12 protein-coding genes are annotated in these 12,799 nt (G+C 65.2%); 11 read left to right on the top strand and 1 reads right to left on the bottom strand.

The window, feature by feature from the left end:
* Positions 1-5: 5 nt before the first annotated feature.
* Complete coding sequence (locus AC54AG_RS15430; RefSeq protein WP_496630844.1) at positions 6-1,187, top strand: ABC transporter permease; 1,182 nt, start codon at positions 6-8, stop codon at positions 1,185-1,187.
* Entirely contained in the window at positions 1,184-2,332 is a 1,149-nt protein-coding gene (locus AC54AG_RS15435) for an ABC transporter permease (protein ID WP_331777726.1), read from the top strand. The genes AC54AG_RS15430 and AC54AG_RS15435 overlap by 4 nt, the downstream gene beginning before the upstream one ends.
* Positions 2,333-2,392: 60 nt before the next feature.
* Here the strand turns inward: AC54AG_RS15435 and AC54AG_RS15440 are convergent, their stop codons facing one another.
* A complete protein-coding gene (locus AC54AG_RS15440) occupies positions 2,393-3,256 on the bottom strand; it encodes a LysR family transcriptional regulator (RefSeq protein WP_496630846.1) in 864 nt (287 codons plus the stop codon).
* Positions 3,257-3,355: 99 nt separating this feature from the next.
* Here AC54AG_RS15440 and AC54AG_RS15445 point away from each other — a divergent pair, with 99 nt between their 5' ends.
* From AC54AG_RS15445 to AC54AG_RS15485, 9 genes are all read left to right on the top strand, one after another.
* Complete coding sequence (locus AC54AG_RS15445; protein ID WP_496630848.1) at positions 3,356-4,213, top strand: alpha/beta fold hydrolase; 858 nt, start codon at positions 3,356-3,358, stop codon at positions 4,211-4,213.
* The gene (locus AC54AG_RS15450; RefSeq protein WP_046683630.1) at positions 4,210-4,815 is read left to right on the top strand and encodes a glutathione S-transferase; all 606 of its coding nucleotides are present in this window, start codon (positions 4,210-4,212) and stop codon (positions 4,813-4,815) included. Before AC54AG_RS15445 ends, AC54AG_RS15450 begins: the two co-directional genes overlap by 4 nt.
* 74 nt (positions 4,816-4,889) lie before the next feature.
* Positions 4,890-6,470 (top strand): AAA family ATPase, encoded by a 1,581-nt coding sequence (locus AC54AG_RS15455; RefSeq protein ID WP_046683631.1) that lies wholly within the window; start codon positions 4,890-4,892, stop codon positions 6,468-6,470.
* Positions 6,467-6,934: a hypothetical protein gene (locus AC54AG_RS15460; protein ID WP_496630849.1), complete on the top strand. Its 468-nt coding sequence runs from the start codon at positions 6,467-6,469 to the stop codon at positions 6,932-6,934. Before AC54AG_RS15455 ends, AC54AG_RS15460 begins: the two co-directional genes overlap by 4 nt.
* 9 nt (positions 6,935-6,943) lie before the next feature.
* Positions 6,944-7,915, top strand: a complete 972-nt coding sequence (locus AC54AG_RS15465; protein ID WP_496630850.1) for a hypothetical protein — start codon at positions 6,944-6,946, stop codon at positions 7,913-7,915.
* A complete protein-coding gene (locus AC54AG_RS15470; protein ID WP_496630851.1) occupies positions 7,912-9,681 on the top strand; it encodes a class III extradiol ring-cleavage dioxygenase family protein in 1,770 nt (589 codons plus the stop codon). Before AC54AG_RS15465 ends, AC54AG_RS15470 begins: the two co-directional genes overlap by 4 nt.
* Positions 9,682-9,764: 83 nt before the next feature.
* On the top strand, positions 9,765-10,358 hold the full coding sequence (locus tag AC54AG_RS15475) for a hypothetical protein (RefSeq protein ID WP_072454712.1): 594 nt from the start codon (positions 9,765-9,767) through the stop codon (positions 10,356-10,358).
* Positions 10,355-11,734 carry a phenylacetate--CoA ligase family protein gene (locus AC54AG_RS15480; protein ID WP_496630852.1) on the top strand — a complete coding sequence of 460 codons (1,380 nt, stop codon included), beginning with the start codon at positions 10,355-10,357 and terminating at the stop codon, positions 11,732-11,734. The genes AC54AG_RS15475 and AC54AG_RS15480 overlap by 4 nt, the downstream gene beginning before the upstream one ends.
* Positions 11,731-12,771 (top strand): AAA family ATPase, encoded by a 1,041-nt coding sequence (locus tag AC54AG_RS15485; protein WP_331777734.1) that lies wholly within the window; start codon positions 11,731-11,733, stop codon positions 12,769-12,771. Before AC54AG_RS15480 ends, AC54AG_RS15485 begins: the two co-directional genes overlap by 4 nt.
* The last annotated feature ends 28 nt before the right edge of the window (positions 12,772-12,799 follow it).

Raw genomic sequence — 12,799 nt, forward strand, 5'->3', positions numbered from 1 at the left:
ACTAGATGAACGAAGCGGATAAAGAGCCGGTCTCGGCGCTGGCACGCGAGTGGCGGCGCTTGCGCGGCGACTTCTGGGACTTTGGCATGCTCAGCTGGATTCCGGTCGTGCTGTGCGGCATGTTGTGGCTGGTGTTTTCCGCCGGCATCGCGCGCGACTTGCCCATCGTTGTCATCGATAATGATAACTCCACCTTGTCGCGCCAGCTCACGCGCTGGCTCGACGCCTCGCCCGGCATCGAGGTGGCGGCGAAAGTGGCGTCCAGCGATGAAGCCTTGCATCGCCTGCGCGAGCGCACGGCGTTTGGCTATTTGCTGATCCCCGACGATTTCGAGCGGAAGCTGCTGGGCGGCCGGCAAGCCACCGTGCAATGGCTGTACAACGCGCAGTTTTCCTCGCACGCAGGCGCCTTGCTGCGCGACGTGCGCACGGTCAGCACGACCTTGTCGGCCGGCATCGAGATGACGGCGCGCGCGAAAAAAGGCATGTCGGGCGTGCAGGCGGCCGCCCAGTTCGAACCGATACGCACGACCTTGAACAGTTTATACAACGAAAACATCAGCTATGAAGCGTTCCTGACCCTGGCCCTGATGCCGGCCATGCTGCAGATTTTCATCGTCGTCGCCATCGTCACGAGCATAGGACGCGAGTTACGCGACGGCACGGTGCCGCAATGGCTGGCTTCAGCCCATGGCAGCTGGCTGCGCGCCATCGGCGCCAAGCTGCTGCTTCCCCTCATCGCCTACTGCGCGCTGGCGCTGCTGTACTTGCTGTTCTTCAGCCTGGCGCGAGGCTGGGCCGTGGCGGGCAGCTTGCCGGCGTTACTACTGAGCATGCTTCTGCTGGTGCTGGCCTATTGCGGCCTGGCCACCTTGCTGATCGCCGCGACCTTGTCGCTGCGTCTGGCGCTGTCGGGCGCGGCCTTCATCACGGCGCCGGCCTTCGCGTTTGCGGGCCAGGCCTTTCCCTTGATGGCCATGCCGGTGCCGGCCCGCGTCTGGGCGGAAGCCTTGCCGCTTACGCATTATCTGCAGCTGCAAACGAAATACTGGCTGGCCGGCGCGCCATGGCGTTATGGTGTGCAGGAAATGCTGATACTGGCCGGTATCGCCATCGGCTGCGGCGCCGTGGGCGTGTTCCTGCTGGCGCGCCGCGCGAATGCGCCAGCCGCCTGGGGACGCGCATGATGTGGCCGGCCTTTCTCGCCACCTGGCGCGCCATGCTGACGGACAAGGGCGCGCTGACCTTGTTGTTCATCGGCGGCATCATCTATTCCTTCTTCTATCCTTTGCCGTACTCGACGGAAATCGTTCAGCGCGTGCCCGTGGCCGTCGTCGACCAGGACCGCAGCGCCTTGTCGCGCCAGCTGACGCGCTTTGCCATGGCCCATCCGTCGCTGGAGGTGATCGCCGTCACGCCGGACCTGCCCGTCGCGCAGGATTTATTGTGGCGCGATGAAGTCATGGGTGTGCTGATCATTCCCGACGGCTTGCAGACGGACGTGCTGGCCGGACGCGCCGCCCACGCGCAAGTGGCGGGCAACGGCTTGTATCTGATGCTCAACAAGGTGGCCTTGAATGGCCTGGCCGAAGTGGTGGGCACCGTGTCGGCCGGTATCGAACTCAAGCGTTTGGGTGCGGGCACGCCATCGGGCATCCAGGCCAATGCGCAGCGCTCGCCCATCGCCTTCGACGCCGTGCCCCTGTTTAACGTCAAGGAAGGCTATGGCGCGTATGTCGTGCCGGGCGTGGCCACCTTGATCGTGCAGCAGACCTTGCTGATCGGCATGACCATGCTGTTCGGCACCTGGTACCAGCGCAAGAGTTTCCCCGTGGCGGGCAAGCGCACGGCGGGTGGATATATGGGCATGCTGCTGGCGTTTGCCTGCGTGGCTTTCCTCAACTGCTGCTATTTCTTCGGCTTTGTCTTCTGGTTCCAGGATTACCCCCGTGGCGGCAACTTTGGCGGCATGCTCTTGCTGCTGGTGCTGTTCTCGCTGGCGGAAGCGGCCTTCGGCATGCTGCTGGGCATGCTGTTCCGCACGCGCGAACGGGGCACGCAGCTGATGATCGCCACCTCGATGCCCGTGCTGTTCCTGGCGGGCCTGACCTGGCCCGTGTCGTCCATGCCCGTCGTGCTGCAATGGCTGCGCTGGCTGCTGCCATCGACGGCCGGCATCCAGGGTTTTGTCGCGCTGAACCAGATGGGGGCCTCGCTGTATGAAATCCGCCATGAAGTGGCGGGCTTGCTGGCCTTGCTCGTGGCCTGCGTGGCGCTGGGCTGGTGGCGCTGGCGCGCCGAGGCGCCAGTGCCCGTCATCCAGCAAGGCTGAGCATGCAGCCAGGGAGTGAGCTGGAGCCATAACTGCCCGTATCGTTAGCGACGGGATCCATCAAGCTTTCTGCAGTGCCGCCAGCAGCAGCTGGCAAAAACCGTCACGCACCGGGTCGGGCAGGTTGTCATTGGCCCGCAGCAGGCTGTCGACGCGAGGCAGCGGTGCCAGCCGTTCCAGTGCCGCGTGCCGGTGCACACCCGGGCCCAAGTTACGTTCATTGACCACCGCCATGCCCAGGCCGGCGGCAATCGCGGTCAGCATGCCCGCCACCGATGGGCATTCCAGGCCCACGCTCCAGGCCATGCCGGCCTGGCCCAGCTTTTCCTCGGCCAGCCGGCGGTAAAAGCAGTGCGGCCCGTAGGTGATCAGCTTGACGGTCTCTCCCGGCAAGGTCTGCTCTGCCGTGGCAGCGCACCAATGCAGCGTTTCTGTCCATAACAGCGCGTCACCCGGCGCCGCCTTGTCGGCAAAATCCTGGTGCAAAATCACATCGAGCACGCCGTCGGCAAAGCGTTCGCGCAATACCTGGCTTTGCTCCACCACCAGTTGCACATCGACCTTGGGGTGGTGATGCGAGAACTGCGACAGCACCGCGCACACGTCGGCCAATGAAATCTGCTCCGTCACGCCGATGCGCAGCCGGCCTTGCATCGCCGATGGCGAAAAATGGGCGACGGCGTCATCGTGGGCGTCGAGTATGTTGAGCGCATGCCGCAGCAGCACGGCTCCCTGGTCGGTCGTGCCAAACAGCCCGCCGCTGCGCGCCAGCAGCTGGCAATCGAGCTGCTGCTCCAGCCGCTTGATTTTCCAGCTGACGGCCGACTGGCTCAGATGGAGCAGGCTGGCGGCCTGGCTCATGCTGCCGGTTTGTACCACTGCCCTGAACACACGCAGGGCGTCGACGGATAGACGCAAATTCATGGGTTATGACAAAAGTTGGATTGAAAGTAAAAATAATGTCGCTGGCGTCATGTTCAGTCTAGCCTTAGCCTGCAGGTTCTGCAAACAAAAGGACATCTGATGACGAGTCAAGAACCGCTGTTGAATGGCCACGCCCTGATCCACGGCCAGCGTATCGCCACCGGCATCCATGGCGCAGGCACGCCGCTGGTGCTGGTGCATGGCACGCCGGCGCACAGCATTATCTGGCGCGCACTGGTGCCGCTGTTCGTCGATGCGGGTTTCCACGTGCACCTGTATGACTTGCTGGGCTTCGGACGATCCGAGCGGCCCGTCGAAGCCGATACCTCGGTAGCGGCGCAGGTGACCGTGCTGGCGGCCTTGCTCGACCACTGGCAACTGCCGACCACCCACTTGTTCGGCCACGATATCGGCGGCGCCATTGCGCTGCGCTTGGCGTTCGACCATGCGGCGCGCCTGCGCAGCTTGAGCATCGCCGACGCGCCCAGCTACGATTCCTGGCCATCGCCTACCTGGAAGCATCTGCGCGATGACTTCGCCCGGTATGCTTTGACGCCGGCCAGCGAGCATCGCGCCACGATGGCGCGCCAGCTGGGCATGGCCGTTTTTCACAAGGACAGGATGCAGGGCGAGCTTCTGCGGTGTTACCTGAAGCCGCTGTGCGGCGTGGTGGGGCAGCCCTCGTTCTACCAGCACCAGGTGGCGCACTATAACGCCTGCCATACGATGGACTTTACCGAAAAACTGCCGCAGTTGACCTTGCCGGTACAGGTCTTATGGGGCAAGCAGGACGAGTGGCAGCCGGTCGCGTATGGCCATCGCCTGCAGCGCGATATTCCCGGCGCCACCTTGCACCTGTTTGACGAGGCCGGGCACTTCCTGATGGAAGATGCGCCAGCGGCCGTCGCGGAACAAGTGATCGCGTTTATTCATCAGATGGAGAGGAGGGGGCCATGATATTGATCGGAATGCTCGATTCGCCTTACGTCAGGCGCGTTGCCATTGGCATGAAAGTGCTGGGTCTGGAACATGAACACCGGCCCTTGTCGGTGTTTTCCGATTTCGACCAGGTACAAGCGATCAATCCTGCCGTCAAAGTGCCGACCCTGGTCACCGGCGACGGCCAGGTGCTGATGGACTCGACCCTGATCCTCGCATATCTGGAGGAGCTGGCCGCGCATGCTCCCCGCATCAGGCCTGAGCCGGAGCCTGCACGCCTGCGCGCGCTGTGCCAGACCAGCTATGCTTTGGCGGCCTGCGACAAAGCCGTGCAGATCGTCTATGAGCGGCGCTTGCGTCCGCAGGAAAAACAGCACCAGCCCTGGCTGGACCGCGTCCAGCTGCAGTTGCATGGGGCCTGGCGGCAGCTGGAAGCGTCATTGCGCGAAGAGGCGCCGGACTGCCTGAGTATTGCCGGCATCACCATTGCGGTGGCCTGGAGTTTTGCTCAGCAGATGGTGCCCGACGTGATGGCGGCCGGCGACTATCCGGCCGTGGCCGCGCTGACGGCGCTGGCCGAGCGGCAGCCGGTGTTTCTGGCTACGCCGATGGCGGGCTAATCTGCTTTCATCCGAACCGGTGCTTGCAGGCGGCTTGTGCAATAATTTCATTTCCTTAACGGAAGAGTATTGCCATGCCGTCTTTTAATCTGTTCCAGCGCCTGTCCCAGGCCCCCACCAAACCCAAGTCCGCGCCCGTTGCGCGGCAGTTCGACGTGGCCGACCTGTACCAGGGACCCATCGCGCTGGGAGCGGAAGGCGAGGCGCAGGCGCGGCCTTTCGATGAAAAGCTGCGCCAGGCCTACTTCTGGATCGTCAACCACGCCATCATCAGTCCCCATTACGATATCGAATACAACGACGGCCCGTCGCAGACGTATTCCGTGGGCGACAGCCGGCGCACCCTGAATCTGCCGTCGGCGCAAAGCTATTCCAGTTTCATTCTGCTGCCGCTGCTGACGTTCGCCACGCGCCGCAAATGCCTGTTCGTCGGCGGGCCGGGGCGGGGCAAGACGGCCAGCGCCTTGCTGATGGGCGTGCTGGCCGGCTCCACCGTCAAGGAAGTCAAACGCGCCATGCAGCATGGCCACCCGCAGATGACGGTGGCCGATTTGCTGGGCAATCCGCTGCCCGCCGATTTGGTCAACGCGCAAAGCATGGACGATATCCGTATCGCCTGGCGCGCCTGGCTGGGCATGCGCGTGAAAATCGTCGATGAATACAACCGCATCCCCACGCGCACGCAAAGCGCGCTGCTCACCGTCATGGGCGACAATTATGCGGAAGTGCTGAACCATATTTACGAATGCCCGGAAGCGGCCTGGTATCTGACGGCCAACGACGACCAGGGCGGCGGCACCTACCAGGTGATCGAAGCGCTGCGCGACCGGGTCGACGTGACGGTGCAGGCGCTCGCCTTCAATCCGCGCTTTTTAAATGAACTGCTGCTGCGCGTGGAAGAAAACGTGCGCCCCGAAGAGCTGGTGCCGCCCGATATCATCTTCACGGAAGGCGAAGTGGACCAGATCGGCGAGGCGATCCGCCAGGTGGGTATCCCCGACGCCGTGCGCCGGCGCCTGGAATTCTTCGCCAGCCAGTTCGAGCTGTTCGAGACGGCCGGCGGCCAGTTCGAATACATGACCAAGGACACGGCCCGCCTGGCCGGCGCCGACCGGGGCCAGGCGCAGGCGGCCGACAATGGGCGCGACCGCCTGAAGGATCTCGGTTGCCAGACCCTGAACGGCATCTCCGTGCGCACCCTGATGGCGCTCATGATCTACGCCAAGGCCATGGCTTATTTCCGCGGCAATGGCGAGGTGGAGCTGGAAGACTTGCGCCAGGTGCTGCCATTCGTCCTGCATAACAAGCTGCAGCCGGACCCGGACGCGCCATTCTTCGCGCTGCCGGAAAACGCCGCCTACCGCAGCGACAGGCTGGGCTGGCTGCGCCGCCTGTTCGATCTGTCGAACGATGAATTCAACCGCCTGGACCTGGACCGCGACGATCCTGTCGGCGTGCTGTCGGCCGAATTCGACCTGGGCCTCGACGGCGTCAGCGAACGCGAAACCCTGGCGCGTTTGAACCGCATCGAAAAGCTGATCGCCGAACGCACGAAGGGGAGAAAACTATACGGTCCCCTGTACGACGACCTGTTGAAACTCAAGTACCTGCACCAGCGCTATACCAACTACCGCAGCTGGCTGCGTTCGCAATGAGCGTCCTGCGTTGTCAAGGCTTCCTCGAAGCGCTGGCCCTGCTCAATGGCGAAGCCCGTGACCTGTGCGCCAGCTACGAGTTGCAGCGCCTGCCCGATGCGCCCGATCTCTCCACGGCGCTGGGCTTGCGCGTGGAAGATTACGCCTTGCACGTCATCGCCCCCGCGCGCGATTTGCCGGCCGCCCTGTGGCACATCAAGGTCGCGCCGTGCGGGCACGCGGAATTGGAACAAGTGTGCCAGCGCTGGTTTTTCTCGTCGCGGCACATGCAGGCGGCGCCACCGGGGCGCTTCCGCGCGCAGCTGGTGGCCGCTTTCCTGGAGTCGGTCGATGACGCGCTCGGTGGATTTTCCCCGCACGCCGTGACGATGACGCCACCAATGTGGTACGCAATCCACTGGGACGAGATCGCGTTCGAGCGCGATGGCGAACGCTATCTGCTGCACTTTTCGCACAGCGACTGACGGGCCGCGATGATTTCTCCTGCTTTTGCCTCGATACTTGCCAGCGGCCGCGCCCAGTTCAATGCGCGCGCGGCGGAAGCGCGCCGGCGTTTCCCCTCGCTCGACATGGCCGCCTTCGGCGCCTTCTTGCACGACGGCGTCGATCCGCTGGTGCTGGCCGTGTGTTCCGCCGCGCCCGAGCGCGTGGGCGGCGCCACCCTGGCCGCGTACGACATGGCCCTGGAACTGGTGGGCCATGGCCTGGCCGGCCCGGCCGCGAAAAATACCTTCTTGAATACCGTGTGGCGCGAACTGGCGCCGCAGTTCGCACCGCTGCTGGCGACGGCGCCCGTGGATGTATTGGGCATGCTCAGCAACGCCGCCATCCACATAGCCTCTGTGGCCGGCGCGCGGCCCGCGCAGTGGCAGGCCGGGATGGCCGCCGTGGCGCCGCAAGTGGGCAGCGTCGCGCAGCTGCGCGCCGTGGGCCAGGTGCTGGCCTGGCGCGCCGGCGTCGCGCATTTCCGCCAGGGCGCGCTGGCCGCCGCCGACACCTTGCCGCCCGCGCTGGCGCTGGCCGCGTTTGACGAGCCGAGTGCGCAATGGCCGGAGGTGCGGGCACAGCTGCTGGACTATCCCTGGCGCGGCAACGCCGAGGGCAGGGAGTTCGGCAGCTTCAGCGGCCTCGGTGGCGACTTCGGCACGCCGCCGCAAGTGCGCGCAACAAACGACGGTTTTATCGTGCGCAGCGCCGAGCGCCATTACCTGCTGGTGGCCGACGCCCATGGCGCCGTGCTGCACAGCGCCACGGCGCACGAGTATGAGCAGGCGAATTCCGGCATGCCATCGTCCGTGCGCCTCGATGGGGCCACCGTGCATATCGGTGCGCGCAGCATCGCGCTCGACCTGCCGGCCGGTGACATCGCGCTTGCCGCGAATGCGCACACGCTGGCCATCACGTCGCCGTGGACGCACGCGATCCGCCTGCTGCCGCTCGCATGAAGACGACCGCCGACACCGCGCTGATCGACGCCTGGCGCGCCGCCTGGCCCGAGGCCCTGGCCGTGTGGAGCAAATTTACGCGCTTGCGCGACCCCAGCCTGTGCGCCAGCCGCGTCGAAGCCAGCAAGCAGGGCTTGTCCGGCAGCTTCGCCATGATCCGCTTGCTGGACCAGAGCGTCGTGGTGGACTTGCCGCTGGTGACGGAGCTGGGCCTGCAAGACTATGCGCTGGAAGTGCTTGCCCATGAAATCGGCCACCATATCCTCGCGCCGGGCAGCGCAAGCGACCAGTTCCGTCTGCTGGCGCGCATGCGCCGCGCCTTGCCAACCCTGGAGCAGCACGCGCCCATGGTGGCCAATCTGTACACGGACCTGTTCATCAACGACCGTTTGCAGCGCCAGGCGAACCTGCGCATGGCCGATATCTACCGCAAGCTTGAGCAGGGACGCACGGCGCAAGCTGACGCCAAGGACAAGGCCAGCGGCGGCGTATGGACCCTGTACATGCGCATCTATGAAAACCTGTGGCAGCTGGAAAAGGGAGAGCTGGGCGGCGGCCACGCCGACGAGCGGCTGGACACGGATGCCTGGCTCGGCGCGCGCCTGATACGCGTCTATGCAAACGACTGGATGCTGGCGGCGGGCCGCTTCGCCACCTTGCTGCTGCCTTACCTGGTCGAGGACACGGATGCCTTGAGCCCCAGTCGCTATCTGCTCGACACGCGCGATGCGGCCCGTGGCTGCCAAACGTATGGCGCGCAGCAGATCGAGGATGACGAAGAGGACGGTGCCATCCATCCCGTGCACGACAAGCGCATCTCGGGCCTCGATGGGGATGAGTCGCCTGCCGAGCCGGCGGCCAGGCAGGGCGGCGGCCAGCTGCGCGAACCGTTCGAGCTGGGCGACATTCTAAAGGCGTCGGGCGTGGACCTGAGCGACCATGAAATCGCCATCCGCTATTACCGCGAGCGGGCCTTGCCGCACCTGGTGGCGTTCCCCAGCCGCCCCGCGCCCGAATCGCAGGAACCGCAGATGGAAGGGCTGGAACCGTGGGAAATCGGCGACCCGCTGGAAGACATCGACTGGCTGCAATCGGTGATGCAGTCGCCGCGCCCCGTGCCGGGCGTGACGACCGTGCGCCGCGTGTATGGCCGTGAACCGGCGCGCGCCATCGACGCCGTGCCCGTGGACCTCGACATGTACGTGGACAGTTCCGGTTCCATGCCGAACCCGCAGTCGCATACTTCGTTTTTGACACTGGCTGGTGCAGTCATCGCGCTATCGGCCTTGCGCGCCGGCGCGAAAGTGCAGGTGACCCTGTGGAGCGGCAAGAACGAAGTGATGCAAACGCCGGGTTTCGTGCGCGATGAATACATGATCCTGGGCGTGCTGACGGAATTTTTCGGCGGCGGCACCTGCTTCCCCATCCACCGCCTGCGCCAGACTTATGCGGCCAAACGGGAACGGCCCGCGCACATTTTGATGATTTCCGACGATGGCATCACCACGATGTTCGACAACGATGAACTGGGCAACAGCGGCTGGGATATTTCCGCCAAGGCGCTGGCGCAGGGGGGCGCGGGCGGCACCATGGCCCTGAACCTGGAGCGCGAATGGGAGGGCGCGGCGGCTAACAAGTGGCTGCAGAAAACCTATGACGATTTAAAGCGCGCGCGCCGTGAACAGGGCTGGGACATCCACGCCGTCGAGCGCTACGAGGACTTGCTGGACTTTGCGCGGGCGTTCAGCCGGCGCCACTATGTTTAAATCCGGGGTCAGACCCGCCGGGTCTGACCCCAGCCTTTGCTTTTGGGGCTAAATTTGCGCATCACTGTATTAAGAAAAGGCCCATGAATATCTCTGGTCCCCACCTCGAAACCCTGACCCACCGCCTGGCCGATACGCCCGTCGAATTCCTCGCCGAGCCCCGCATTGCCGGCGTCGCCAATGCGCAAGCCGTGGCCGTGGCCGCGCTGGTCAACGACATTTTGCTGCTGCATGGCGCCCGCGCGCCGGCCGCGTCCTTGCAGGGGTTTATCGGCGCGCAGGTGAAGGCGGACCGCAACCGGCTGGCGCTGGCCATGATCGTGTGCTGGCTGCTGGCCGACGACTGGTTCACCAGCCAGCAGTTGCCGCAGCCAGCCTTGCTGCAGGTGCTGGGCGAGGCGGCGCGCGAACTGGCCGCCGCCACGCCGGCCCACCAGTTCACGCAAGACCCCGAGCGGCGCGAGGAACTGGCGCGCATCGTGCTGGCGCGCCTCGGTTTTCGACCGCGCGACGAAAGCGTGGCGCAGGCGACGGATCGATTGTCGGCCATCAGCGGCACGGAACGCCGCCGCCTGCTCGAAGCGAGCCGGCTGGCCGAGCAGCGCGCGCGCGAAATCCGCGAAGCGCTGGCGAAAAAGGCGGCCGAGGAATCGGCCGACAAGTGGTCGCGCGAATGACGCTCGCTGGCAAACCTGACGTCAACCTGCCTGGCGGCGCCTGGGAATCGGACCGCGACTACTGTCCCACCCTGACGCCGGCGGGCGCGCGCATGCTGGCGCACTTGCGCAATCATCCTAGCGCCCCTGTCTACCGCAACCGCAGCGGCAACAAGCTGCTGGCAGCGGAGGTCGAATCACTGCGCACCTACGAGCAGGAAGTCATGGACGCGGTAGTCGCTTGGGGCGCCGATGCGCCGCCGCCCTGGCTGGCCGATTTTCTCAGGACGGTCTACGCCACAGTGCCGCATTACCGCGCCTGCGGCTCGCCACCCGCGCGTCTCGCGGACGTGGCGCCCATCAGCCGCGCCGAACTGGCGCACGACATCGCCGCCTTCGTGCCCGACGATGCGGACCTGGCGCGCATGATCAACTTCCAGACGACGGGCACCACGGGCCACCCGCTGCTGATCGCTTCGCACCCGCTGGTGGCGGGCCGCTACCTGGCCTTTCACAAGCGCGCGCTGCGCCGCTTCGGCGTGACCCTGCGCCATGGGGCGGGACAGGTGGGCGTGATGCTGCTGGGGCACCAGCGCCGCTGCTTCACCTATGTCTCCGTCACGCCCACGATGAACGAATCGGGCCTGGCGAAGATCAACCTGCACGTGGACGACTGGCGCGACCCGGACGACCGCGCGCGCTACCTGGACGCCATGGCGCCGGAGCTGATCGCGGGCGACCCCATCTCGTTTGCCGAACTGCTGACCCTGTCCATGACGCACAAGCCGGCCGCGCTGATGTCCGTGTCGATGATGCTGTTGCCCGGCATGCGCGCGCGCCTGGAAGCGCGTTTCGGTTGCCCCGTGCTCGACATCTATTCGCTCAATGAAGTGGGACCCGTCGCCGTCTACGATGAACAGGCGGGCGGCCACGTACTGCTGCAGCACCGGCTGTACGTGGAAATCCTCGATACTGCGGGCCAGCCCGTGCCCGAGGGCGCGCGCGGCGAAATCACGGTGACGGGCGGCTTCAATTTCTGCCTGCCCCTCGTGCGCTACCGCACGGGCGACTACGCTTCGCTGGCGCATGGCCCGCACGGCCCCGTGCTGGTGGGGCTGGCGGGACGCAGCCCTTTGCGCTATCGCACGCTCAACGGCGAATGGATCAATAATATCGACATCACGCACGCCTTGAAACCGCTGGCCATCGCCCTGTTCGGCGTGCACCAGCATGGCGATGGCGCCATCGTGCTGCGCCTGGCGCCGAACGCCATGCCGCAGGCTGACCGGGCGCGCGCCTTGCTCGCGCCTTTTTTCGGTGCCATCACGGTCGAGACTTTGCTGGCGGAAGACAAGATCATTCAATACACCTCGGATTTGCAGGAAGCGGCAGCATGAACCTTTACAAGCGCGGCCTCGTGGTCGGCAAATTCTGCCCGCTGCACCAGGGCCACGAACTGTTGCTCCATCGTGCGCAAGACGCCAGCGAAGAACTGCTGGTGGTCAGTTACACCAAGCCCGAATTTCCCGGCTGCGAGCCGGCGCGCAGGGACGGCTGGCTGCGCGCGCAGTTCCCCCAGGCGCACATCGTCGTGCTGGACGATGCGCGCCTGGCCGCGCTGTGTGCCGCGCGCGGCGTGCCTGCGCGGACCTTGCCGCACAACGATGCCGATGGCGACGCGCATCGCCACTTCATGGGCTGGCTGTGCTGGACGGTGCTGGAGCGGCCCGTCAATGCCGTCTTCACCAGCGAAGAGTATGGCCCCGGCTTTGCACAGGTACTGGACCGGCATTATGCGAGCGGACCTGTGGCGCACGTGAGCGTGGATCAGGCGAGAACGTTGGTGCCCGTGTCCGGCACCGTGGCGCGGCAAGACCCGCATGCGCACAGCGCCTTCCTGTCGCCGATTGTGCGCGCTGATTTTGTCACGCGCGTGTGCGTGCTCGGTGGCGAATCGAGCGGCAAGACCACCTTGGCGCAAGCGCTGGCGGTGCATTTCGAGACGGACTGGGTGGCCGAGTATGGCCGCGAATTGTGGGAAAGTCAGGATGGTATTTTGGTTTATGACGATCTGCTGAAGATCGGCCGGGAACAGCTGCGCCGCGAAGCGCAGGCGCTGTTGGCCGCGCGGCGCTGGCTGTTTTGCGACACCTCGCCCATGACCACGTATTTCTACTGCGTCGAGATGTTCGGCAAGGCCGAACAGGAACTGGCGCAGCTGGCCGAACACCGCTACGACCTGGTGCTGCTGTGCGCCCCCGATTTTCCCTTCATCCAGGATGGCACGCGCCGCGACGAGGATTTCCGTGCGCGCCAGCATGCGTGGTACCAGGCCGAACTGGCGCGGCGGGGGATTGTCTATGTCAATGTGTCAGGCACGGTGGCCGAGAGGGTCAGGCAAGTCGCCCAGTTGCTTGCGCGTAGGTCGGATTAGGCCCGAAGGGCCGTAATCCGACATCACC

The sequence above is a fragment of the Janthinobacterium sp. BCJ23 genome, from assembly GCF_059617945.1.

What these genes read in the sequence shown, in the direction of transcription:
- AC54AG_RS15430 (WP_496630844.1), top strand. Translation starts at nt 6, where the DNA reads ATGAACGAAGCGGATAAAGAGCCGGTCTCGGCGCTGGCACGCGAGTGG.
- AC54AG_RS15435 (WP_331777726.1), top strand. Translation starts at nt 1,184, where the DNA reads ATGATGTGGCCGGCCTTTCTCGCCACCTGGCGCGCCATGCTGACGGAC.
- AC54AG_RS15440 (WP_496630846.1), bottom strand. Translation starts at nt 3,256, where the DNA reads ATGAATTTGCGTCTATCCGTCGACGCCCTGCGTGTGTTCAGGGCAGTG.
- AC54AG_RS15445 (WP_496630848.1), top strand. Translation starts at nt 3,356, where the DNA reads ATGACGAGTCAAGAACCGCTGTTGAATGGCCACGCCCTGATCCACGGC.
- AC54AG_RS15450 (WP_046683630.1), top strand. Translation starts at nt 4,210, where the DNA reads ATGATATTGATCGGAATGCTCGATTCGCCTTACGTCAGGCGCGTTGCC.
- AC54AG_RS15455 (WP_046683631.1), top strand. Translation starts at nt 4,890, where the DNA reads ATGCCGTCTTTTAATCTGTTCCAGCGCCTGTCCCAGGCCCCCACCAAA.
- AC54AG_RS15460 (WP_496630849.1), top strand. Translation starts at nt 6,467, where the DNA reads ATGAGCGTCCTGCGTTGTCAAGGCTTCCTCGAAGCGCTGGCCCTGCTC.
- AC54AG_RS15465 (WP_496630850.1), top strand. Translation starts at nt 6,944, where the DNA reads ATGATTTCTCCTGCTTTTGCCTCGATACTTGCCAGCGGCCGCGCCCAG.
- AC54AG_RS15470 (WP_496630851.1), top strand. Translation starts at nt 7,912, where the DNA reads ATGAAGACGACCGCCGACACCGCGCTGATCGACGCCTGGCGCGCCGCC.
- AC54AG_RS15475 (WP_072454712.1), top strand. Translation starts at nt 9,765, where the DNA reads ATGAATATCTCTGGTCCCCACCTCGAAACCCTGACCCACCGCCTGGCC.
- AC54AG_RS15480 (WP_496630852.1), top strand. Translation starts at nt 10,355, where the DNA reads ATGACGCTCGCTGGCAAACCTGACGTCAACCTGCCTGGCGGCGCCTGG.
- AC54AG_RS15485 (WP_331777734.1), top strand. Translation starts at nt 11,731, where the DNA reads ATGAACCTTTACAAGCGCGGCCTCGTGGTCGGCAAATTCTGCCCGCTG.